Annotated in this window: 17 protein-coding genes; 2 read left to right on the top strand and 15 right to left on the bottom strand. The window is 33.8% G+C overall.

The genetic code is table 11. The features are described from left to right. Positions 1-52: 52 nt before the first annotated feature. The 6 genes from AA0X71_RS23505 to AA0X71_RS23530 all read right to left on the bottom strand — a co-directional run bounded on the left by AA0X71_RS23505 (position 53) and on the right by AA0X71_RS23530 (position 5,960). On the bottom strand, positions 53-1,000 hold the full coding sequence (locus tag AA0X71_RS23505) for a helix-turn-helix transcriptional regulator (protein WP_413362734.1): 948 nt from the start codon (positions 998-1,000) through the stop codon (positions 53-55). A gap of 74 nt (positions 1,001-1,074) precedes the next feature. Then, positions 1,075-1,794 carry a TnsA endonuclease N-terminal domain-containing protein gene (locus AA0X71_RS23510; RefSeq protein WP_413357731.1) on the bottom strand — a complete coding sequence of 240 codons (720 nt, stop codon included), beginning with the start codon at positions 1,792-1,794 and terminating at the stop codon, positions 1,075-1,077. Between the two features lie 242 nt (positions 1,795-2,036). Continuing rightward, complete coding sequence (locus AA0X71_RS23515; RefSeq protein WP_413357733.1) at positions 2,037-2,702, bottom strand: hypothetical protein; 666 nt, start codon at positions 2,700-2,702, stop codon at positions 2,037-2,039. Between the two features lie 50 nt (positions 2,703-2,752). Next, positions 2,753-3,523, bottom strand: coding sequence for an IS21-like element helper ATPase IstB (istB, locus tag AA0X71_RS23520; protein ID WP_413356847.1), 771 nt, complete (start codon positions 3,521-3,523; stop codon positions 2,753-2,755). Beyond that, positions 3,523-5,073 carry an IS21 family transposase gene (istA, locus tag AA0X71_RS23525; protein ID WP_413356848.1) on the bottom strand — a complete coding sequence of 517 codons (1,551 nt, stop codon included), beginning with the start codon at positions 5,071-5,073 and terminating at the stop codon, positions 3,523-3,525. The genes istB and istA overlap by 1 nt, the downstream gene beginning before the upstream one ends. A 110-nt stretch (positions 5,074-5,183) precedes the next feature. Further along, entirely contained in the window at positions 5,184-5,960 is a 777-nt protein-coding gene (locus tag AA0X71_RS23530) for a hypothetical protein (RefSeq protein WP_413357734.1), read from the bottom strand. A gap of 271 nt (positions 5,961-6,231) precedes the next feature. On the opposite strand from AA0X71_RS23530, the gene AA0X71_RS23535 reads away from it, so the two are divergent. Both AA0X71_RS23535 and AA0X71_RS23540 read left to right on the top strand, forming a co-directional pair. Then, positions 6,232-8,619, top strand: coding sequence for an AAA family ATPase (locus tag AA0X71_RS23535; protein ID WP_413357736.1), 2,388 nt, complete (start codon positions 6,232-6,234; stop codon positions 8,617-8,619). Then, entirely contained in the window at positions 8,606-10,381 is a 1,776-nt protein-coding gene (locus AA0X71_RS23540) for a UvrD-helicase domain-containing protein (RefSeq protein WP_413357738.1), read from the top strand. The genes AA0X71_RS23535 and AA0X71_RS23540 overlap by 14 nt, the downstream gene beginning before the upstream one ends. A 195-nt stretch (positions 10,382-10,576) precedes the next feature. Here the strand turns inward: AA0X71_RS23540 and AA0X71_RS23545 are convergent, their stop codons facing one another. The 9 genes from AA0X71_RS23545 to glmM form a co-directional block, all read right to left on the bottom strand. Beyond that, positions 10,577-11,599, bottom strand: coding sequence for a hypothetical protein (locus AA0X71_RS23545; protein WP_413357739.1), 1,023 nt, complete (start codon positions 11,597-11,599; stop codon positions 10,577-10,579). Between the two features lie 12 nt (positions 11,600-11,611). After that, a complete protein-coding gene (locus AA0X71_RS23550) occupies positions 11,612-13,171 on the bottom strand; it encodes a Tn7-like element transposition protein TnsE (protein WP_413357741.1) in 1,560 nt (519 codons plus the stop codon). Further along, positions 13,146-15,035, bottom strand: a complete 1,890-nt coding sequence (locus AA0X71_RS23555; RefSeq protein ID WP_413357743.1) for a TnsD family transposase — start codon at positions 15,033-15,035, stop codon at positions 13,146-13,148. Before AA0X71_RS23555 ends, AA0X71_RS23550 begins: the two co-directional genes overlap by 26 nt. A gap of 14 nt (positions 15,036-15,049) precedes the next feature. Then, the gene (locus tag AA0X71_RS23560) at positions 15,050-16,621 is read right to left on the bottom strand and encodes an ATP-binding protein (protein WP_413357745.1); all 1,572 of its coding nucleotides are present in this window, start codon (positions 16,619-16,621) and stop codon (positions 15,050-15,052) included. Next, on the bottom strand, positions 16,614-18,752 hold the full coding sequence (locus AA0X71_RS23565) for a Mu transposase C-terminal domain-containing protein (protein ID WP_413357747.1): 2,139 nt from the start codon (positions 18,750-18,752) through the stop codon (positions 16,614-16,616). Before AA0X71_RS23565 ends, AA0X71_RS23560 begins: the two co-directional genes overlap by 8 nt. Beyond that, positions 18,752-19,561, bottom strand: a complete 810-nt coding sequence (locus AA0X71_RS23570) for a TnsA endonuclease N-terminal domain-containing protein (RefSeq protein WP_413357749.1) — start codon at positions 19,559-19,561, stop codon at positions 18,752-18,754. The genes AA0X71_RS23565 and AA0X71_RS23570 overlap by 1 nt, the downstream gene beginning before the upstream one ends. An 18-nt stretch (positions 19,562-19,579) precedes the next feature. Then, on the bottom strand, positions 19,580-20,803 hold the full coding sequence (locus AA0X71_RS23575; RefSeq protein WP_413357751.1) for a hypothetical protein: 1,224 nt from the start codon (positions 20,801-20,803) through the stop codon (positions 19,580-19,582). A 164-nt stretch (positions 20,804-20,967) separates the two neighbouring features. Then, positions 20,968-22,770 carry a glutamine--fructose-6-phosphate transaminase (isomerizing) gene (glmS, locus tag AA0X71_RS23580; RefSeq protein ID WP_413357753.1) on the bottom strand — a complete coding sequence of 601 codons (1,803 nt, stop codon included), beginning with the start codon at positions 22,768-22,770 and terminating at the stop codon, positions 20,968-20,970. 516 nt (positions 22,771-23,286) lie between these two features. Continuing rightward, positions 23,287-24,636: a phosphoglucosamine mutase gene (glmM, locus tag AA0X71_RS23585; protein ID WP_413357755.1), complete on the bottom strand. Its 1,350-nt coding sequence runs from the start codon at positions 24,634-24,636 to the stop codon at positions 23,287-23,289. Positions 24,637-24,662: the final 26 nt, after the last annotated feature.

Here is a 24,662-nt window from a genome sequence, read left to right on the forward strand (position 1 = left end):
TCTTCATCTTGGTATAGTCACAGTATAAAAAAACACTACTGACAGGTGTATGTCAGTAGTGTTCTAAAATCTTTTTCGCTACTTCTCGAATCCTGAAGCGTAAAGACTTCGGTTCAATCACCTCGATATCTGCGCCCCAGCTAAGTAAATAATGCAATAGTTCCTCCGGATACCGAACACGAAATTGAAAGATTACAACCCCCTTACGCTCCTCAATGGATTCAATATAAAAATTAACTACCTCTATAATCTTGTCGGCAATTTCGGGGTTTGCCCTAATTAAGATTCTTTCGTCTCGATTGTCAGGTGGCCGATAGCTACTTAGGTCAAAATCATTTGGTAGAAGAAATCGATCCTCCAACACAGAAAGTTCGGTCATCCGGGACAAGCGGAAATGACGTATGTCTTGCCTCATTTCGCAGTGTGCGATTAAAACCCAATTTTCATGGACCAGTGTTAATCCATATGGAGAGACCACACGCTTATTTTTCCGATTCCCATCTGTTCCTGGCATTTTTTTGATATACATAAAACTGATTTTGCACTGTTTCAAAATTGCGTCACGAACTTGATTAAGATACGTTTTTACCCTCTCTTCAGTTGATGGTTCCCCTACATGAAGCAGTCGCATCGTTTCCCGAACAAGCGTTGACTCGTTATGAACTGATTCCGACAAAGTAGCCTCGATTTTGCGTTTAGCGGACTTTGCATAAATACCGTAATCTGTATCCAACCTTTGTTCGATAAAATCAGCTCCCATGAGCAGGGATACGGCCTCTTCTGCTGTGAAACTAACCGGGGGCAGAAAATATCCTTCCATTAAGGAATAACCCAGGCCCGTGGCGCCTATTATCGGAACCCCAGCCTCACTCAGTGCTTGAATATCCCGATATATCGTACGCACACTTGTCTCAAATTGAGAAGCCAAATCTTCTGCCCTCAGCGTTTTGTTTCGCTGTAATTCAAGCGTGATTGCAAGCTGCCGCTCAGTTTTGTTCATTTTTTCTTTCCTCCACAATTTCAGCATCCAAAAATGTATTAATTCAATCATAGTATCTGCCCAATCATACACCTTCAGGGGCTTGACTTGCCGTGATGATGCAAGTGTGTATCTGTATCAAACTCATTAGTAATTTCACGCATACTTCGTGAATTATTCAATAGGCGATTCATAAGAGACATGGATAAAGCTTCAATTTGCTGGTCATCCATTTCTTGATATACATCATAGCTACGAATATCAAAATAATCATCGATATAACTAATATTTCTTGCCATTGTCTTATGAATTTCTTCCTCTGTTACAGTTGCCCAATTAATGCTTCTACGCTTCCAATATTCCCATTCAATTTCAAACTTCTCTAACACACGTTCTTCTAACAGCTTATCTTTCATTTTTATAGTATGAGCGACTTCAAATACACCTTGCCCTTTATCAACTGTTAATAAAAAGTCCGTTGTCATAACAATTGGAACGCCTGTTTTCGGATCAGCTGGGTGTTTAATCCCAAGCTCTTCAGCAATGACAATCGTCTCTTCTTGTGGTAATAAAGGAAATTGTTCACGAATATCTACAATAACATCCGAAAATTCAGTTAAATAAAAGTAGTTCCGTTCCAAATCCGATAAAAACTCATGTTGTCTACCGGTTTTTATACCTTCTAATCTTGTTGATCGACCTAATGAGGAAACATCTTGAATTTTAAGCCAAGGCTGATAATCTTCCCCACTGCCCGTCCCCCGACCTTCTTTAATCCACTTATCAATTTTAGATGTTCTTTTTCTTTTCGACACAAAAACACCCCTTTAGATAATCATATCCAAAGGGGCAAAGCTTCGCATCTTTTTTATAAACATCGCGACTTTATTTCAAATCTACAAATTTTGTATAGACATAATAAAGTTGTTTAATTTTGCTGCTAAAAATACAATAACCTCCTCTACACTAACCTTGAAGGAGGTTACAAAAGTTGTTTAAAAATATTATTTTATGTTTTTTCTCAATAGAAAAAGAATAATAAAGATGTTTAAAAAAGTTACTTTAATTCTTGTTCTAAAACTAAACAATCCCATTTAACCATTAATAATTGCAATATCCCATCATCATCATTATTAGCTTTAAATACTAATAACTGACGTATATCATCATCTGTTAAAAAAATTATGTGCCCCTGTTCTTTACGCAATGCTTTTTGACATCTTTCTAATAAACGTTTTTTGTCTTCAACAGTCCTACATACTAAAATACCTAATTTTCCTGTATGCTTTCCTAATCTGCCTATTAATTGATCTATTTCTGGATTCTTTGGATCTGAGTTATAGTTTTTACATTCAACTAAAATCTTAGGACAGTACACTTTACATGAGTCACTTACATAAGCAAAGAACCCATTTTTAGCGAAATTATCAAATACTATATCAACACGTTTTATACCGTTATCTATTTTGACTTCTTTCAACCCTCTTGAAAGATTACCATCAAAGATCTGTTTCAACGCTCTATAAATTAAATCATGATAAGTATCAGCCATTTCTATTCCAGCTTTAATTGTTTTTAGCTCTTCCGAGAGCTTTAATATCTCTTTTTCATTTACTATATACTTTTCTTTCTGAGTATTAGCACCTATGGTACCTAATATCTTATAAAACCTTTCTATATTGACTTGTTGATTATTCTCTTTATAAAACTCCAAAATTTGCATTATATGATAGGCTTTGTAACCGTCAAGTAGTTTTGAACACTTTTTGCTAATTAATTTTGAACACTTTCTTTTCCGAAAATGGTAGTTCGATGTTTTATTCTATAGCTGTCATTTTCATTCAATTGAATTATCTCTACTCTGTGGAGTAAACGGTCTAAAATCGCTGTCGTAATTCCTTGATCTCCCATTAGTTCTCCCCATTCTTCTGGCCCTTTATTGGAGGTTAAGATGATTGAACTACGTTCATAAAGATGATTAATTAGATGAAAAAGTAGATTCGCTTCCCTCTGATCCATTGCCATATACATTAAATCATCAATAATCACCATATCTGACTCTTTTAAGCGTTTTATCTGAATTTGGGACTTCCTTATATACTCTTCTGTTTTTAGTAAATGGACGAGTTCACCCATTGTAGAAAAGGTAACTTTATAGCCCCTTTGAATGGCTTCTAAACCTAGCCCTATACTAATATGAGTTTTACCTGAACCTGGAGGTCCCAATAGAATTAGATTGTATTGTTGTTCTAGCCAATTTAGTTCCCTTAATTGGTTTAATTGACGTGTACTTAGCGATATTTGTTCTTCCACATTAAATTCATCAAGTGTTTTGAGATACGGGAATTTAGCCCATTTTAATCTCTTTTCAACGTTCTTTTCTTCCCGTTTCTTCAATTCATGCATTAGAAGTTCCTGCAGAAACTCTTGATAAGTCCACGAGGTTTTCTCCGCATTTCGTAGTAATATGGGTAGCTCATCGGCCGTTTCCACCATCCGAAGATGGCGGAATTGTTCTTGTAAAAGATGTACAGTGCTAGTCATTATGAAACACCTCTTATTATATTCGTGTAATACTCTACTTCCCTTTTTACTGCTGTGGCTTTTGTTGCGAGGTTATCTGTTTTAGCTTCGATAGAAGCAGGGGGTACATCTTTTCCTTCTTTTAATCTAGTTAAATGTTGTGCAATATCACGTAAATCGTTTGCACTCCAAAGCTGCTCTTTTACGCAAACAACGAGGGCGTCCTCTATTTGAGGCCGGAAATGGGTAATAGTGTATTGTATGACCTGCAACTGATCTCTTACATATCTCGGATAATGCTGGGCTACTTCATTCACAAACTTCAAAGCTTTTTCTTGATCCTTGAATTGGCGAATAATGGTCTCTTTATAGGCTTGAATTCCTTTTGAACGATCTCTTGTATGCTGTCGATTTTTTATCAGTTCTCCTTTACCGTGACATATTGTATGTTTTGCTAATATTTCTCCTTGAAGATCTGCTCTAATAATAAGTACTTCATCTTGTATTTCAAGATAAACCGTATTGTCTCCTCTTGGACGGTAAGTTCCTAATGGAAGAGAATATCGATTAGATTTATATTTGATCACATTGTCCTTATGAACAGTTCTTGTTATACTAGCTACAAGGTTGCTTTCGAAAGAAAGCAGGGATGAGACTGGGGTTAAGTGTTGCTTTTCCAGGGCGTGCACTTCTGCCGGTCTCTTTTTAGTTGTATGATGAATATTGTAATTTGCTGTCCTCTTTAACCACGCCAAACACTTCTCGTTCCAGGCTTCTAGATTTGGAAATACTCTATGCTTCGCAAAGTTCATTTTTACATATTTCACTACATTTTCAACTTTCCCTTTGCTCTGCGGATCTGACTTTCTGCATAGATATACTCGAAACCCACGTTCTTGCTTGTAAGCTTGGAATTCCCCCGTTAAGATAATATCACCAGCATTTTCACTAACAGTTATCAAATGATCCTGATCATAAACAATTTCCTTCGGAATTCCTCCCAAAAATTGAAAGGCTTTTTCATGACAACGGATTGTATCCTTTGTAGTAAAAGGTCTGTCCAGCCATTCTACATATTTATAACGAGAATGGGAGAGTACGAAGGTAATAAAGTATAATTTAACAGACTTTTTATCTTGATTCTTAACGGTTATTTCACCCCAGTCCACTTGAACCTGTTGACCCATCGGGAGTTCTTCGACAGATTCATGATCTCGAACACGAACTACCTTTGGAATATGGTAAATATCCCGCATTTCGCTGACATATCCTCGAACAGTGCTGCTACCAATTTTTATTGTAGGATATTGCTCTCTTAACCAGTCCTCCACTTGAGCAGAAGAGAGATCTGGATGTTCTTTAAGCCAGCCTAAAATAAGATCCCGATGTGAATCTAATTTCTTTGCTCTACTCCCGGTTGAAATAACCCATTCGGATGCTTCATCAAAATTCATTTTCAAATACTTGTAAACTGTGTTTCTAGAAATCTTTAATTTTTTCGAAATGGCTGCTATTTTAAATCCTTGTTTTTTTAGTTGATGTATTTCAACGTACAATAGTAATTTTTCCACCTTTCAAATCCTCCAGTTAAACAATAATGATATAGAATCATGATAGCTTAACTGTTGATTATTTTGGTAAAAGTGTTCATTCCTACCTAGCAGAAACTGTTGATTTTAGTTTAGCAGTTACAGGCTTTAGGTTGGATGTTTAACTTCTCCAAAAAAACTACAAGAAAGTTCAAAATATCCTGTTGTTCTTTAGAGGGTTCCATTAAAAGATCTTTTACTAACTCTATTACAACATCCCAAATTTGTTGCTTTAATTCTAATGAAAAAGTTGATAAGTTTTCTACATCTTTTGGGTATAGTAAATATTCTATTGGATAATCTCGCATAAAATCTTGTTTTATTGTTGTTAGATTTAAAATAAGGGTTTCTATTGATCCTATTCCTTCAACTAGTGCATAAACATTTGTCAATTCTTTCTCTACTTCATCTGAAAAAATATCTATTTCATCTTCCTTTAGAGTATAATACCCCATACCTTCTTCATCTATTGTGCAATAAATTGTATTGTAAGATATTAAACCATTTTCATTCCAATATATTCTCCCTCCTTTGGCTCTATATATATAATTAAAAGCTCCGCCTGCTGCGTGAATCCCATCATATAAAATAAACGTATTTTCTGGAAATACAGTCACATAATTTCTTTTTCTTTCTTCTCTTGATATAGATAGTAGATCACTGCTTTCTTTTGACCGTTGTTTTGTAATCTTTTCATCAGAAAAATGAACTTCTTCTGCTTCTTCTCTAAAAAAATTTAAATTGATCAATACATTATGAATTTTTTGTAATTCTTTTTTCTTCAAATGTTTTCTTCCTTTAAAACTTTCTTCAAGAAGAGTAGAAATAACACCTCCTGTTAAGCTATCTTTTTTTAATAAGTTATACATACTATCATTCCTTCGATATTTTAAAGTTTATTATAATTTGCATTACCATTTTACAATAATTCACCAATTCATAATTGCATTTCTTTCATATGGCATCCCTCTCTAGAAAAGCTATCAAACTAAATCACTTTTTATTGATGATGCTCTTCCCAGCACTAAATCAACCTATACTCAAAAACACGGTCTCATTAGTAGTTTTTTAGTAGTCATAATGATAAATTCATATCCACCATTTTCCATGGTAAAATTATACCTAAGGAGGGGATATATCATGTTTATTGAAAAATTGTATATAAAAAACTATAAAAAATTGAAGGATGTAAAAGTTTGTTTATCTCAGAAGCAAAATTTATTTATTGGCCCTAATAATAGTGGGAAAACTTCAGCAATTGAAATTTTAGTGAAATTTTTAACAGATAAAAAATCTTTTAATATTTATGATGTAACAATTGGAAATTGGAGTCAACTAGATAATCTATTTACTTTGTATTATTCCAAACATGATGAAGATGGACAAGAATTAGAGTTAGCTGATTTATATAGTAGAATGATGCAACTACTTCCTACTTTAAAAGTGACTTTAAGTATAGAAGAGACAGAATTATATCACGTTAAATCATTAATTCCTTATTTAAATAAAGAATGTGAAAAGGTATCTGTAACATATACTTATGAACCCACTGATTTCGAAAAACTAATAATCGACTATAAAAAATTTAAATATTCAGTTAATAAATGGAAAGAACAAACTTTAGGAAGTCACGATGTAGAATCAGAAGATCTAGACAAAATAACAGAAGATCATTGGCCAAGTAATTTCAAATCATTTTTAGCAACTGATAGTAGATTTAAAAAATATTTCACAATTAAATATTATATTTCTAATCCAGATATAGAGGATGGTGATATTTATAATGAATCCACTAGTTTAACTACAAATCCATTAAAAAACATTGTTAAAGTTAGTGTAATTGGCGCACAAAGAGGCTTGATAGATTCAAATGAAGATGGCGATACTATTGATGGAACAAAAATTAATTTAAATAATACAAGAAAATTATCTAAACTATTTTCTAGCTATTATAATGATTATTTAAATCCAATTAATCAATATTCAGAGAAAGATTTTACGATATTAAATGCTATTACACATTCTAAAAAAGTTTTTAAGCAGCATTTAGAAGAAAGTATCAAACCTATCCAAACAAAGATGGGAGATTTAGGTTACCCTGGTTTCGGTAGTCCATCAATAACAGTTCGTCCACAAATAAATCTGTCTGATTCTATTAAGGGAGAAGCAAACCTTTTACTTAATACACATAAAGATGGGATAAATGACGAGCAGTATTTTTTACCAGAACAAAATAACGGTCTAGGGTATCAGAATTTAATTGCGATGTTTTTTAAATTAAATATTTTTAAACAAGAACGATTAGCTTTTGGGGGAGAAAACGAAAAAATTATAGAGCCACTTCACTTGATATTAATAGAAGAGCCAGAAGCACATTTACATGCTCAAGCCCAAAAAGTATTTATTGATAAAGCGTATCAATTAATTAAATTATCTCCAGAAGAGACAGATATAGATGCTGTGTTTGCCACTCAATTACTTATTAGCACACATTCAAGTCATATTACTTATAAGGCTGATATTGATGAATTGATTTACTTTAATAGGAGATTGCAAGATGATGTTTTTTCTTCTGAAGTAATCAATCTGAGAGAAATTACTTTAGATCCAGTAGCTACTTTTAATGATGAGGGTAAACAGTTAAAAGGTTTGTCTAATAAAAAATTTGTACAAAAATACTTGCAATTATATGAGCATGATCTATTTTTTGCTGATGCAGTTATTTTAATAGAGGGGGTCTCAGAAAGAATATTATTACCAGAATTAATTAGAAAGCATGTCAGTAGTCTAACAAGTCGTTATATTACAATTTTAGAAGTTGGTGGTGCTTATGCCAATCGGTTTATACCTTTTTTAAAGTTAATAAATCGTCCTACCTTAATCATTACAGATATAGATTCTGTAAAAATGGATGGTACAAAGACATATGTAAATGTTGGTGAAGAATTGAAATCTTCTAACGCTACTATTAATAATTGGTTTATGAAGTCTCGAGAAGAGCGGAAGTCACATAAAAAATATAGAGTCGGTAAAGTAGTTGGTAAAAGAGTTTCTGAATCAATTTTAGATGATAAGTTAATTCATCAACTTATTAGTAAGCAGCAAGAAGATAAAATAAATTATCCTATCCGTATAGCATATCAATATGAAAAATATAGTGAAAATATTTATGCGAGAACATTTGAGGATGCGATAGCACTTAAAAATTTTGAAATGTTTAGAGATTTAGATGTGGAAAATAATCTATTCAGTGAGCTTATTGTAAATATAAATGCTTTATTTAAAGAAGTAGAAGATATAAACAACTTAAACATTCAACATGCCGAACAATTATTTACATTTGTTAATGCGAAAAATGTAAAATCCGAATTTGCCCTCGATTTATTGTTTATTAATGAATTTGACGAAGATAATTTTATAGAATGCCCTAAATATATTTTAGACGGATTATTATGGTTAGAAGAGCAGCTAACATCAGAAGGAAAAACAAGTAAAGCTGAGGAGGAAAATGTATATGAAACTGTATAATAAAGCAGATGATTATATTGATGATTTGCTTGAATCATATGCATCACTAACTAACCCAAAAAGCTTTTTTTTAAATGCTGGCGCAGGTGCAGGTAAAACACGTTCGTTAGTAAATTTACTAATGAATATTACTAAGAACAGCGGGGATTATTTAAAGAAAACTAATAAAAAAATTGCCGTTATAACATATACAAAAGTTGCTAGTGAAGAAATAATTTCTCGAACTCCAGAAAATATATTGTTTGATATTTCAACAATTCATAGTTATGTATGGAATTTAATAAAAGGGTATAACCGTAATATTAAAGAAGCATTACTTCTTTTTTGTGATAAAGAAATAGAGACTTATATTGGGAAGGAAAAATTAACAAAATCTCAAGAAACCAAATTGAATTCTCTTTATCTAAAAAGGAGTGAAATTGAGGGGAAACAGATTTTTAATTATTCCCCAGAGAGTTCGATAAATGGAAAGGGATCTTTAACTCACTCAGAAGTGTTAAAAATATTCTGTCTTCTATTGGATTCAAACGAATTGTTTAGAAAAATTGTGTGCCATAAGTATCCGATTATTTTAATTGATGAGTGTCAGGATACGAATAAAGAAGTATTAGAGGCTTTTTTGAAATTAAACAAAAAAAATAAAATTTGTTTAGGTCTCTTTGGAGACATAATGCAAAGAGTTTATTTGGATGGAAAAGCCGATTTGATTCAGTCATTAATTGGATTAGAAATGCCAGAAAAAAAGGTAAATTGGAGAAGTTATGGAAGGATAGTAAACTTTACAAATAATCTTAGAAAAAATATTGATAATTTGGAACAAGAAGTTTGTACTGAAGACAGAATAAATAAAGGATTACTTCGAATATGCCTTGTTAATCACGAATTACCAAGAAACAGGGTTGAAGAGGAAATACTGGTAAAGATCAGGACGCAGGTTGTAAATAATAATATAGACAGTGAGTATAGCCCATATAAATTGGTATTAGAGCATAGATTAGCAGCAGAAAGAAATAACTTTTTAAAGTTGTTTGATGCATTTAAATCTGGTAAAGATACAGATAGAACAATAAATGGAGAATCTAGAGAACATACATTTTTTAGACAAATAGTTATACCATTGTATCTAGCTTGGAAAGCAAAAGATGATTTTAATTTACATCGAATATTGAAAATCTTTAGTCACAGATTTGAAGAATTGGATCAAAAAAATATCGACTCTTATAGAATATTGAGAGATATAGGAATTGATTTTAAAATGCTTTTAGAAATATTTAATGATGACATTACTGTAGGGAATGTATGTGAAGCAATTCTTAAATCTAATTTATTTGAGGTTCCAGCAAAACTAAAAGGAGATTTTCAAGAAGAAACGGGTTGGAAATGTGCTTTCGAAGTCGATTTTAAAGAGTTAGTAAGTTTTTATAAGTATATTGATGGAGTTTCGGATATCATTACACAACAAGGTTCAAAAGGATTAGAATATAATCATGTTCAAGTAATTATCGATGATTACAGTGCAAAAGGTCGTTTATTTAGCTATGAAAAATTATTTGGTGTAAAAGAGAAATCAGCAACAGATATAGATAATGAAGCTCAAGGTAAGGAGACAACTTTACATAAAACAAACAGATTATTTTATGTAGCATGTAGTCGAGCGATTAAATCCTTAGTGCTAATTATCTACACAGCCAATCAGCAAAAAGTAAAAGAGTTTTTTATAGATAATGAATTTGCAAATGAAGAAGAGATATTGATTCTATAGCTCTGTAACAAAAATCTAGTATTCAGTAGTTCCTTTACGTAACATAACTGCTAATAGTCGACACATTTTTTACAATTGATTCAAAAAGCCAATGAATTCTTAAAAACTAATCAGAATGCATTGGCTTTAGATTACAATCATTCATCATGTTACCAATCCACTATTTTTAAAATCTATTAAAGTAACTCTCCGTTTCTAGATTCTATCCTCTGAAATCAACTTCCAAATAATATCTGCTAAAATTCTATCTAATTCACAGCAAATATTTAGATAGATCCAATTTTCTCTACTATATTCAAAGTAATCGAAGTAATAATTTTTCATAAAACTGGCAGCATAGTCTTCTAATTTCTTCCGTACACCAATAAAATCCCCATGTGCTATTTTATTACGAATTTGTCGAATGATTTTTGCAAACACCTCCTTTTTTTTATTCGTATATCTATCTAACTCTATAAACTCAGCTAATTTATTATCGAATTTTATTGGATCCTTAAAATCCTCTTTTCCTATTATCATTTCAATTAAGGAATAATTTTTAAAAAGATGGTATGCGTTATAATTGCTATCATCTGCAATAGCAGTCAGAATATAATCTAACATATCAAAATTTTCTTCCTTCTCAAGAAATGAATCTATCATTTTCCCAAAGTCTATAAGGCTATTAATTTTTCTTTGATTAAAAACAATTGGCACCATTTTAATATCAAAACTCATTTCAGCATATATAGTTCTTAATACATAGGTCTGTTCAAATAAGCTTTTTTCTGATGAATACATACACGTTAATGGCATCAATTTTTCTTTATTACAATCATTCCTGATTAAAAATTCGTATAAATTAATCCATTTCTCTGCATACTCTATTTCACACGTCGGACTATCTATATAGGGGTTCTTCTTTTGAAGCATTGAGTTTTCAAAATCCTCAATACTTATACAAATTAATTTGCTTGCTATTTCTTTCAAATAATCTTCATTACTTTGCTCCAATATTCCAAAGAAGTTCTTATGTTCAACAATTTTTTTAGCGTTATATAGTTTAATATTTGCAGGATCATTGTATTTCTTAACAACATATTCCCTGTGATAAATTTCTTCCTCCATTGTTTCTATTAATCCTTCCTGCCAATCTTGAGGAAGATTAGATAACGTAATCCCTAGTTTTTTTGAGATTACAATTGGTTTAATTTCTCCGAAAATATTCACTACGATCATTGTTTATCTCCTCTATTGAAGATTTGACTCTAATCTTATTTTCCATTCATATGAATCTTGCTTTACATGTTTTAACCTTTTAAAACTAGATTTTAATAGCTCTTTAGTTTTCCAACTGCCACTATTAAGAACAAGTTCTTTGATAATTTTCGAAATATGAAACTCTTTATTGGTCTTATTAGTAATCTCTATAATCAATGTGGATAAAGTTTTACCATCAGGTGTTGCAACTTCAAACACATAGAATTCCTTATTATTCATCTTATTTTGTATATATACTAGACAGCAAATTCTTCTTGTACCATTTGGTAAAAATGAAAACTTCCTTCCTAATGGTAAATGAACAAAATTCATCGCTACTTGATATACATTTGTATCCTGTGCTAGCAATTGAATTATTTTTATAAACTTCTCCAACCCTTGCCCTCTAATATCTTTCGTAACTTCTAACGTTTTAAACTCAATTGGTTGAATTGTTCCTCCATAAATTGATTCATCAAGCCCTACTATTTGTTGTTGCTTACGAATACCGCCACCTTGCCCTATATTGGACATATAAATATCACCTTGGTTCACTTCTTGGGTATCACCAAATACTTTATGTACAGCTGCAAGCTTTCCAAATTGAAATTGAGTGCTTTGAATTTCCTGCTCCTGTTGATTTGCATCCTGCTTTGAACGTTCAGCATGATTATCATTTAATATATTTTCTACCTCATCCTGCTTGAATGATTTTCGATATTTACGTTTACCCGGTGCAGCTATCCTTTGCTTAAATGCCTTATGTTTAACTTCTATATCCGTAAAGGTAGTTCCTTCCATATCGGAGCCTAACCATTGCAATATCAAAAACTTATCGTCGTTTTGTAATCCTCTAAATTGAATATGTGTATTAAAAATGTCAGAGAGCCTCACTTCTAACCTCAAATACTCTTTATTACTTTGTTTAAGCGTAAGTAACATATAAATTGATTCAAAAGAGACTTTATTTTGTGGGCTAAAATATAACCAAGCAAAGTAACGAATAAAGTTTTCATCCTTTACAATGTTATTTGGAATATCCTCCGCGAGTTCTAAATAAGCACGTTGATTGTTTAAACTAGAATTTTTCACCAACATCTCTAAGCCATTTGGTTGCATCATTGCATTAGTTATCACTTTATTAACAGCAAATACAGCACGAATATATTCAAATTGAGGAAGGTAATATGTTTTACCTTCCACTACAAATTCAAATACTGACTGGCTCATTAATTCTGGATTTGCATATAAATAGTAACCAAACTCTTTACATGCATTTAATGCACTAACAATCTTATATTGATTTAACTGAGGAATTTTCACATCATAAATAATACCTGTAGTATTGGACTCCATTCTTTGCCCATCTTTATAAAATGCCCCTACCTTTAATAAAGGCAATACTGCAATCGGATACTCTAATATCTCAATTCGATTATCAACTTCAAAGCCAGCTCTAATACACCATTGTCCATCAATTATTTTTGCATTGCCTATCCATTTCAAATCGACCTCTTTATCCTTATCAAATGTCCATGGTCTTAGTTTCAATCCGCATTTCCCCTTGTTGATAAAGCCTAATTTCATTTCGTAACGCACTTCCTACTTCTACACTTAAAGTATCTCTAAGCCCGGCTAAACGGCGAACTTTCCATTCTATTATCTGTTCTTCATTTTCTAGATAGAGCTTTTTACATGCCCATTTAATACGTCGAATTTGATATTGCTTACGCGTTTCTAGATGTTGATCAAGATAGGCCTTTGTCTTTGGTAATTTATCTAACAGCTTCTCAATCAATGACAATTGCCCAATCATTTTTCCTATTCGACTTTTACTTACATACACAGGCTTTTCAGTAGCATGTAATTCTTTAACAGCTCGCTTTACCTGAACTAATACTTCTAAATCTCGTTTCTCCCAATCCACCCGTTTATTTATAATTGATTTTGTAGGTGCTTTGGGAGAATGTTCTTTCAACCATTCTCTATTGTTCCGATAGTGCCAAGTATATAATGCAGGCGCTTCTTTACGGAGTTGCGTTATTGTAAAGCTAGAGTATTTCCTTAATAAATTTATCCATTCCTTTTCCTTTTCGCTTTTTAAAACAAATACTGATACATTGTCTTCTAAATTGTTGATTTTTTGCTGCTGAGCATACTTCTTCACCGTTGCATAATCACAATCTAAAATTTGCGCAATCCGGTAATAACTCAGTCCGCTAGCAACTAACTCTTTTAATTTCGCTAGCCATATATCGCCAAACGCTTTGATTCTGCCTATCATAAAAACGTCATTTTCATCTATATCTGGTCCGCGTCGCGAATAAACAAATCCACAATCACAACTAAATGTTCCGACAGGTCTTCTTGTGTCTGTACAAGTAGTAATTGTTAGATCTGCTATAACGCGTTTTTTATAATGATCCACTGCTGGATTTAAGCAGTAATATGGTGCTTGTCCAAATGGCTCATACCGCTGTCCCTTAAGCTGTTTTAACTCTTTAACTGACACGTTGAAAAAGCCTAATAACAACAAGTGTGGCACAGGATGAAATGCTTTGTGGTGCTTTCTAACAATATTTCTTATCCATGACGTATCGGAATGTTCATCAAAATCACAATCAACTAGTGTTAGAAATTCTTTGCCGTAATATTTTTTGAATTGCTGTGTGAAATATTGCTGATGTACTTTCCCTAAATAATTAGCGTACCAGTTAATTTGCATTAAATATTTATAAATAGCTGATAATGCTTCTATTTCAATCTTTTCTATAAGATTTATTAAATTAACGCTTTCTTCTGAAAGCCTCTTCAAATGTTGTTCAGTCTTTGGTGAATTTAAATTAACTAAGTGTGGCGTTGTTAAAATAGCTTTTTCAGCTGAAATAAATTCATGTTTATGTGGGTTGCGTAATTCTATAGTTGAATTGTGAAGTAACTCTTGATGTAAATGACAGTGATATACTTTCGGTAATTGATGGCTAACATGCCAGTAAGCTTCGCCATACTTTTCTCTATCTTGCTTTGCACAACTAGGACAAAAGCGAAGATATTGCCACCCTTTTATTGTGGATGCAACAATACCGAGGAACATATGAATTGCCCCCGGTTTACCGCCGTACTTTAGGTAATCCATTGCTCTTTTCTTAATATCCTTTGTTTGAAAAAACGTATAGTAATTATATAAAGTATGATTTCTAATCAAATCATTTATTTTCGGAGGATTAAAATGATCGATTCTTTCATAAAATCTATTTAAATTATTAGGCAGGTCGACTACAGCTACCGAACTTATATTTCCGAATAATTCTTGCATTGTTTGTTTTGGACTTTCATTACTAGAATGGTCATGATAACGTGCAAACCAACTATACAACAATTCATCTGGATAGAGTTCTGGGAAGTAACTGAGCATATTTTTTCTACCTCCTACATTGCAAATTTATCCAATGGCGACTTTACATACCCTGCTTCCTTCAATGCTTCATAGTTTGATTGTCTATTTTTCTTTGCTTGTTCTTCGATTTTCAATAACGTTCCTTTTTGTTTCTTGGCTATTTTTTCTTTTGGCATAATTAATTCTTCTGATAAAGTAATAGCCATTTTCATTTGTGAAGGTAAATCTATATCTCCATGTTCATTTATTGTCTTTGTTGAAGCTTTTTGCGCTATTTCAACATCGATTCCTAATGCTATTAACGAACTCATAATAGTATCTACATAAGTAGATTGCTTTTCTTGACGTTTTTGAGCTTGTAGCTCTTTTTTCTTCTGAATTGTTGCTCTTAAATCGATTTTAGATTGCCTTAATACTAAATATTCTTCAATATCCATCGGCATAATATCAGCATATTTTTCCAACTCTGATGTTCGCCCATCTCTTAATGCTTTTAACATAGGTTGTACGAGCTTTAAATCATCTTTTGCTACTTGTTTAATAGCTGCTGAAGTAATAACCTCTGCACCTGTTTCAATAGCTCTCCCTTGTGCTAAGGCAAACAGTTTAACTGCAATATCTACTATTCCTTGGCTTTCGTCATATAAAGTTTGATTTAATTCATCCGTCAAATCGGTTCGATTTTTAATCCACTGATACGCCCATAGACTTTCAATCAACAAAGCCCAATCGTCATCCTTTTTCATTTGCTGCCAAACCATATCGCCTTGTCCACTACCTCTACGTGCTTGACGAAAATCTTGTTGCAACACCGCTTTGGCTCTCATTGTACCGATTAATATTACTGGCACACCTACCTCGTTAATTAACGTAACAAAGAAGTTCATCATCTTTTCAGAATTATTATCTCTTGTAGCTAATAAATGCTGAATTTCATCAATGATTATCGCTCCGATACAATGTAACCTAGCAATCTGACCCATTCTAGTGACCATAGAGCTTATTGAATTTCGGCGACTACCAAATTTCTCATAATAATTCGTTCCAAGTAGATGATCCATTTTTAAAAAGAAATCTAAACATAGTGACTTTAAAGAACCATCGTGCGGACAATTCAGTTTTATCCATACAACTTGCATCAAATTCAATGGGTGCTCGTGTAAAATAACTTGCGGATAAAGCGATAAAATGCGCTCTATAGCAGTTGTTTTACCAATACCTGAAAAGCCCATTAACGTCATACTCGATGCTGTTGAACGAATATCTTGAGATCCGTTTAATGCACGATTGTAATCTGGTAATCTAGGATTTCTACTAACATATCCATGACGAAGTAATCTTGAAAATCGTTGTTCTAAATCTAAGTGTTGCATAACTGGCTGAAAAAACTTATTGATACGAGGAATCGTATGGTAACGTATATGAGTTGGTAAATTCACCTCTTCCTCCTCGTAAGGTGGGTAATAGCTTAGCTTCTCGTATGCTTCTTCTGGTGATAGGATAAGTGGTAACGCTTCAATTAACGGATTTCCTCTAAAATTGAGTACCTCTTGCTCTGTATATATAGCTGGCGTGATATTTCGGAAGTTCGATTGTTCATTCATCTTTATCTTCCTTTCTACGCTTTAGAAACTCTCGCACATTAGGTCGCTTAAAGTCTGTTTCAGCAGCGGTTTGAGGAAATTGAATAACCTCTGTTGCTTCTATTTGTTTTTCAACGATTGGCTTAGACTCAATTTTACGCTGTCTATCTTTTTCAGCTTTACGATTATTTCGAATCGCACCTACTAGTTCAGCTTTACTTAATGTTTTATCCTGTTGAGCTTTTTTCTCTGTTTCTGCTTGCTTAATAATAGCTTCAACATCCGCTATATAATCTATCTCTTTTTGAAGATGCTTGTGATTTTGCCCTTGTTCAATGAGTTTTTCTTGTTGTTTCCAATATGTTATTTCATCTAAACTCAATCCTTCATACCTTTTAGAAACTTCTAACATATAACACTCTTCAAAATATTCTATTGATTCATCTATCACATAAACCTGGCTCATATTTCTAGGATCATAAGCTATCTCTATTTTCCGAGAGCCTTTCATTCGTGCGTTTTCAAACCAGCTTTCTTTAATTGCTTTATCACAACTGTAAGAAATCCCTTTAAACTGTATTCCTTTATGATTTATTGTTGCTTTCCCTTGTGGTAATAACTGTAATTTTACTAATTCCTCTGAAAAAGCTCTTAACTTTCCTGTACGATTTTGAATGCCCCATCGCCACATCTCAATAGGAATAGGTTGTACATCAGCAGCTACTAAATCTTTATCTCTCACATATGTTTTTAAATAGTGTTTCGTGTTGTATTGTAGAATTTGCTTAATTAAAATTTGTGTAAATTCCTTCAACGTTAATTTTGCATCTAAACGATAATCCTTTGCTCCACGCTCTTGAAAATCCACATCAATATAACCTGGTAGTAATGGCTTCACTTTCTTTTGAATCAAATCAAATTGCTTTTCGACAATGCCCTTCCAATCTGCGCGATATGAAGCTGCATTCTCAACATGTAAATTAAATGCTTTTACCAGTCGTTCAACATTGTATCCTTCAAATTCACCTTTATCTGTTAACAAAATTTCTGGTAGATAACGAGTCGGCCAATCATCTTCACTTATTTCAATGCCATGTTCTGCACAATACGTTTTTTTATCAGCTACAACGTTTGTTAATGCCATCATCGCTCCAGCCCATGAAGGCCCTTCTAATCCTACGTACATTCCGACTGCCATTCGGCTAAATACATCCATTACTAAATACACTACAGGACGCCCAATAATCCAATTTCGATTTACTTCGGAGACTAAATAAACGTCTGCAATTGTTGCATCGATTTGATAACGAGAGCCTGGTCCGAATACTTCTGATTGAGATGTATTTAGTATTGCACGATGATCTTTATTAAAACGTTTTTCACCTTTTCTTGCTGTCAACACTTCAGAAGCTTTGTATTCTTTTTGATACCAGTATTTAAATTGTGTAAAAGTAGGAATAGCATCTTCGTCCTTTAATAACACTTTCTCAACGCCATTTTCGTAATAAACATTCTCTGCATAAAACTCTTTTAACATAAACTTATATGCTACTGTTAAGCTATTTTGCTTAGAAGTAAGGTAGTATTTTTCAATTGCTAATCTAAAAATTCTCTTTGTTTCTTCATCAACATTTATTCCTTTAACGCCATAAACAGGAGGTCTACCTCGCTTGTTTTCTCCAGCTTTTCGCTCTTTTCCTTTTGCACCGGAATTTTTATAGTCTGGTAGTAAGGCATCTATCGTTTTTCCTCTAGACCAATACTTATATAAATATTTGCGTATAGTTGGATAGGTTACATTGTGCTTCTCTTGAGCTTCCTTTATTAACTTGGTGCGAAAAGACTTTTCGTAAATAACCGGCTCTTCTTTTACAATATCTTCAATAATTGCCCATGCAGCATCTCTCGCTACGTAATGTTTATTTTCATATTCATTAGACACTATTACATCATAGGAGTTATCGATAATCTTTCTCCAATCTCCAACAATGATTAAATCTGTCATTTCAGAAACTAACTTTTTTTCGGGGAATGCTTTTGGGCTATTAAGCTCTAAAACATACATAATTGAATTGCCTGAATCTAGCCAAAGAATTCTATATAAAATTTCTTGCTGGCAGTCTTGTAAAATTTCATTTACATAAAAATTCATTAAGCCAACCTCTTTTTAAAATCAGATGCATTCATAAGCAAGACGTTAGTGACATCTTCCTTTAAATCGATTTTATTATTCATATCAACTTTTATTAACTTCTTTGCTAGTGCATGTTTATATAAACTAATTGCCGTTCCCATTTCAAAATTATATTTCATATCAAAAGCTTGTAAATTTTCAAGTACAGTGCCATTGAAGCTAGCCCATTCGTTCATTAGCAAATCTACTTTTTCACCTTCATCAACAAAATAGGCATCCCGTAAAAACTTTAAATTACTAAGTAAAGTTTGTGGTAATTCTTTTTCTGTTACGATTGCCCAATCAATCCCTTGTCGTTCCCAATAGCACTTTTCTATTTCGAATTTTTCGATAACTCTTTCGTCATTGAGGTCTTTTTCAAATTTAAGAGTCCTAGCTTTATAAACAATCGAAGATCCTTCACGTACGGTTAAGAAAAAATCAGTAGTCATAACGATAGTGGTATTTGTTTTATTATCAAGAGGATGTTTTATACCTAAGTCGTCTGCTATTTGTAATGTTAATTCTCGATCTAAGGGAAATTGCTCACGAATATCTATTACGTTGTCAGCCCAATCACAAAAGCAAAGGTAGTTAAATTCTAAGTCTGATAATAAATGGTGCTCACGTGAAGTTTTCCAGCCGATAAAACGATGTACACGTCCGCTAGATGGTACATCTTGAATTGTTAACCAAGGTTTATAAAGAGCAAGTTCCCCTTGCCCTCTGCCTTCCTTAATGTATCGAGAGATTTTTGCTTCAGTCCAACCTATTTGACGTTTAGCCATATAGTCTCCTCATTTCATTTAGAAATCTGGCGTAGGTTTTTCTGAAAAACCCAGTTCTGCTATTTGCATAATTGATGTAAATAAAACATTGCTAATATACGTCTCCGGTAAATCTCTTAAGCGTGCATAATGAGTTAATTTCCACCCCTGCGCTATTGCTCGTTGACCATAACTTTCACATGAAGCTATGACTGAATTCTGAGCATGGATTTTTGTGATTTCTCTAGCTTGATATCTTTGAGTGCTGTTAGCAACTGATCGATAAATAATGCTATAAATCTGCGAGACTGAGAAATGTTCTAAAAGCTCCTCAAAAACCTTTATCGTCTTCTCTCCATGATTAAATGTGTAGCCCACTTTATGCATTTGATATAACAAATACTGTAAGCATTCATTAAGTGCAACTTGTCTCCATATCCCGTAACAAAAATCTTTAAAACCTTCTTCATCGTTCAAAAGAGGATACATTAACCGCTTAATCATAGCATCGTAGTCGTCATCTTTTGGCATGATATTCAAGCGATAATGAACTTTATAGATATAGTAAGCAATTTTATATTGTTCTTCATCTTCTGATACAAACTCTATTTCAAAGTCATCTACTTTTGATTTCAAGCTAGGAACTAAAATGTTTCTACCTGTTAATGTCTTTATTATCTCTCTCTCATATTCTGTTGTAGGTGCTATTTTCCCCATAATGTTTTCTAGAGGTTCAATATAGCTTGTATCTTCTGAAAGAGCGCCTCGTAATATAACCGCTAAATAAAGTCTATCTTCTAAGCTTAAATCTATCTCTAAAATCATCTCCCAATTATCTTCTTCATAATGATCACATAATAATTGTCTTTTCTTCTCTATTAACCTTTTTTGGCACTCTTCCTCTAATCTTTTTGCTTCCATTCTTTCTTTTTTACAAAATTCACAGCTACAAAAAGATGCTTCTTGATGTCCACAACTAGAACAATATTTCTGATGATTATTAAAATAATTAGAGTAAGATCTAGATTCTAGATGCATAACAATAGGCGATTCACATTTTATACAATACTCACCATTTAACACTGCAGGAAATATTTTCACTAGATTTGATACGGTTGTTTTTATTTCATATTCTGACAAAAGGTCCTTAATTTTTTCTCCATCATAATATGCTGCTATTAATTCTACAATTTGCTCTTTAGATAAATGGCTTAATTTTTTATCTAAGTTACTAAAATCTAAATTATCAATTGATATTTCCATTGAAAATCCCCCCAAACAAAAACACCCGTTCGCTTATTTCAATTATAAGCGAATGGGTGTTGAACTTCCATATCTAAACAACTTTATTATTTTTTAAATGACTCTATTATTCTTTAAACAACATTATTATTCGTTAACAAATTTATTTAAAAACCCTAATTTCCTTACTCCACCGTAACGCTCTTCGCAAGGTTACGTGGCTTATCTACGTCACAGCCGCGGTGTAGGGCTGCGTAGTAGGCGATTAATTGTAATGGTACAACAGAGATAAGAGGTGTTAATAAATCATGCACTTCTGGGATGACAAATGTGTCTCCGTTCATTTCCAAGCCTTTCATGGAAATGATGCATGGGTTTGCTCCACGGGCAACGACCTCTTTGACATTTCCACGGATGCTTAGGTTTACACTTTCTTGCGTAGCCAAAGCAATGATTGGTGTACCTTCCTCGATTAGAGCGATGGTACCGTGCTTTAATTCTCCACCAGCAAAGCCTTCTGCTTGAATATAAGAGATTTCCTTCAGCTTCAAGGAACCTTCTAGACATACGTAGTAGTCAATTCCACGACCGATAAAGAATGCGTTGCGTGTATCCGTTAAGAAATCACGGGCAATTTGTTCGAAATCATCTTTCTCATCGCAAAGAACTTCCATCGCATTAGCAATGATCCCAAGCTCTTTTGATAAGTCAAAATCAATTTCATGTCCACGGCTTCTTCCAGTTACAGCCGCTAAGATAGAAAGTACAGCAATTTGCGCAGTATAAGCTTTAGTCGATGCTACCGCGATTTCTGGTCCAGCATGTAATAGCAATGTGTAATCTGCTTCACGAGATAAAGTAGAACCAGGAACGTTTGTAACTGTTAATGCCTTATAGCCCATTGCTTTAACATTTACAAGAACGGCACGGCTATCAGCTGTTTCTCCACTTTGTGAGATGAAAATAAACAACGGCTTTTCAGAAAGCAATGGCATATTGTAACCAAATTCACTAGCGATATGAACTTCAACCGGAATCTTCGCCATTTTTTCAATCAGCTGTTTTCCAACTAATCCAGCATGATAGGAAGTACCTGCAGCGACAATATACACACGGTCAGACTCTTTCATGGCAGCAATAATTTCTTCATCAATATGCAGTGCACCATCTTCTGAACGATACTCTTGAACAATTTTACGAATCACTAATGGTTGCTCATCAATCTCTTTTAGCATGTAATGAGGGTAAGTGCCTTTTTCAATGTCGCTTGCATCAAGCATAGCTGTAAATGGCGCACGAGTCATAATCTCTCCGTCTAGCGTTTGAATCGTGACCTCGTTTTGCTTCACGATCACCATTTCTTTATCCATTAATTCAACAAATTGGTTCGTTACTTGAAGCATTGCCATGGCATCACTTGCGACAACATTGAAGCCATCACCAAGACCAACTAATAACGGGCTTTTATTTTTCGCCACAAAAATAGTATTCGGATTTTCAGAATCTAAAAGCGCCAACGCATAAGAACCTTTTACAAGCTTAAGCGTTTTGCGGAATGCTTCTTCCACTGTTAGGCCATCTTTGATAAATACTTCAATCAACTGAACTACTACTTCTGTATCTGTATCACTCACTAGTGCTACATCCATTAAGAACTCTTCCTTTAAAAGTTCGTAGTTCTCGATCACACCGTTATGAACAAGGGTAAAACGTTCTGTTGTATTCTGATGTGGATGGGCATTAACAACACTTGGAACACCATGTGTCGCCCAACGCGTATGACCGATCCCCATATTCGCTGCAACCGTTGTATCGACGATATTACGTAGATCCGCAATTCTGCCTTTTTCTTTAAAAACATGTACGCCGTCTGCATTCATTACAGCGATTCCTGCTGAGTCATAGCCTCTATATTCTAGCTTTTCTAAGCCTTTGATTAAAATCTCTTTTGAGTCATTATTTCCAATATAACCAACGATTCCGCACATATTATTCTTCCTCCCAAATAAGGGGGCAAGAATCCTTTTTATTAGGGGCACTTGCCCCCTTATCTCTGTTTTTTATGATGTGATGCAGGTTTCTTCTCTTTGTCCATCAAGTTGCCTCAATGTTTTAAAGAAGAAATCTCGGTTGGCATCTTCAACCGGGAGGTATCCGCCGAACATTCGATAACCCTCCTCCTCGTCAACTAACTACTCCTTCGCTCCAGTAATTAGTTCAGGCGCTTTTAAAAAAAATCGATGCAATCTGCCCACCTTTCTATTTTGAGTAAAGTTTCTGTAAAAAATTCTTGTTACAATTACAATAGACGGAATAAAACCTTCTAAGGTTACAACAGCAAAACTTTTTACAAAAACAGGATCATCATAACCCACATTTCCAATCTCGTCAACTAATAACTGGATGGAAAAATTGTATCTAATAACAAACTATGCATAAGGGCTGTCAAAAGTCCCTTATGCATAGAAAAGTATGCTCCTTGCTCATTAAAGTGGAGCTATATTCTATTCTTTTAATCCCATTTCAGCTTTTACAACCTCAGCAATACGCTCTACATAAGATTGACACTGTTCTTCGGTTGGAGCTTCTGCCATGACGCGCACAAGTGGCTCTGTTCCGGAAGGTCGGACAAGAATACGTCCATTTCCATTCATTTCTGCTTCCACTTGTTCAATAACTGCTTTAACTTTTTCGTTATCTGTTACATGATGCTTATCTGTTACACGAATATTGACGAGCTTCTGCGGGAATTTTTCCATCTCGTTTGCTAGTTCTGACAACTTCTTTTTCGTCATTTTCATGATATTGACGAGCTGCAGTCCTGACAGAAGGCCATCACCAGTTGTGTTGTAATCTAAGAATATGATATGACCAGACTGCTCTCCACCTAAATTATAGCCACTTTTCTTCATTTCCTCGACTACATAGCGATCGCCAACAGCTGTTTGAATGCTCTTAATCCCATTTTCTTCAAGGCCCTTGTAAAATCCTAGATTGCTCATCACGGTAGAGACAACCGTATTATGTTTTAAGCGATTGTTTGCATTCATGTATTTCGCACAAATAAACATAATCTGGTCGCCATCAACAATATCACCCTTTTCGTCAATGGCAATTAAACGATCGCCATCTCCGTCAAAAGCTAGTCCTACATCTGCTTCTTTTTCTTTTAAGAAGGCAGCCAGTGCTTCTGGATGAGTAGAACCGACGCCATTGTTAATATTTAGTCCATTAGGTGAAGCTCCCATTGTCGATAGATCTGCTTCTAAGTCAGCGAATAAATGCGCTGCCAAGGAAGATGTTGCTCCATGTGCACAATCTAACGCAATATGTATTCCAGAGAAATCTTCATCTACTGATTGTTTTAAGAATTGCAGATACTTTTGTCCACCCTCAAAGTAATCATTTACTTGTCCGAGATTTTCTCCGACTGGTCTTGGCAACTCATCTTCAGGCATGTCCAATAGCTGCTCAATTTCAAGCTCTTGTTCGTCTGAAAGCTTGAAGCCGTCTGAGCCAAAGAACTTAATGCCATTATCCGCAACTGGATTATGGGACGCTGAAATCATAACGCCAGCTTGTGCACCAAGCACTTTTGTTAAATAGGCTACTCCAGGGGTTGAAATCACGCCTAATCGCATAACCTCTGCACCAATCGATAATAAACCAGCTACTAAAGCACCTTCTAACATATGTCCTGAAATACGAGTATCACGACCGATTAACACTTTAGGTCTTGGTTGATTTTTCGTTAATACATATCCTCCAAAGCGGCCTAATTTAAAAGCAAGCTCTGGTGTTAATTCGCTATTGGCAACTCCGCGAACTCCATCCGTACCGAAATATTTACCCATCTACTCTCGCTCCTTTTCCAAATAAA

The sequence above is a fragment of the Robertmurraya phoenicis genome, assembly GCF_047302285.1.
In the GTDB taxonomy this organism is placed as follows: Bacteria; Bacillota; Bacilli; order Bacillales; family Cytobacillaceae; genus Robertmurraya.

Bases quoted from the DNA above. Each gene is read 5' to 3' on its own strand.
- AA0X71_RS23505 (WP_413362734.1), bottom strand. From the start codon at position 1,000: ATGAACAAAACTGAGCGGCAGCTTGCAATCACGCTTGAATTACAGCGA.
- AA0X71_RS23515 (WP_413357733.1), bottom strand. From the start codon at position 2,702: ATGCAAATTTTGGAGTTTTATAAAGAGAATAATCAACAAGTCAATATA.
- istB (WP_413356847.1), bottom strand. From the start codon at position 3,523: ATGACTAGCACTGTACATCTTTTACAAGAACAATTCCGCCATCTTCGG.
- AA0X71_RS23530 (WP_413357734.1), bottom strand. From the start codon at position 5,960: ATGTATAACTTATTAAAAAAAGATAGCTTAACAGGAGGTGTTATTTCT.
- AA0X71_RS23535 (WP_413357736.1), top strand. From the start codon at position 6,232: ATGTTTATTGAAAAATTGTATATAAAAAACTATAAAAAATTGAAGGAT.
- AA0X71_RS23540 (WP_413357738.1), top strand. From the start codon at position 8,606: ATGAAACTGTATAATAAAGCAGATGATTATATTGATGATTTGCTTGAA.
- AA0X71_RS23545 (WP_413357739.1), bottom strand. From the start codon at position 11,599: ATGATCGTAGTGAATATTTTCGGAGAAATTAAACCAATTGTAATCTCA.
- AA0X71_RS23555 (WP_413357743.1), bottom strand. From the start codon at position 15,035: ATGCTCAGTTACTTCCCAGAACTCTATCCAGATGAATTGTTGTATAGT.
- AA0X71_RS23560 (WP_413357745.1), bottom strand. From the start codon at position 16,621: ATGAATGAACAATCGAACTTCCGAAATATCACGCCAGCTATATATACA.
- AA0X71_RS23565 (WP_413357747.1), bottom strand. From the start codon at position 18,752: ATGAATTTTTATGTAAATGAAATTTTACAAGACTGCCAGCAAGAAATT.
- AA0X71_RS23570 (WP_413357749.1), bottom strand. From the start codon at position 19,561: ATGGCTAAACGTCAAATAGGTTGGACTGAAGCAAAAATCTCTCGATAC.
- AA0X71_RS23575 (WP_413357751.1), bottom strand. From the start codon at position 20,803: ATGGAAATATCAATTGATAATTTAGATTTTAGTAACTTAGATAAAAAA.
- glmS (WP_413357753.1), bottom strand. From the start codon at position 22,770: ATGTGCGGAATCGTTGGTTATATTGGAAATAATGACTCAAAAGAGATT.
- glmM (WP_413357755.1), bottom strand. From the start codon at position 24,636: ATGGGTAAATATTTCGGTACGGATGGAGTTCGCGGAGTTGCCAATAGC.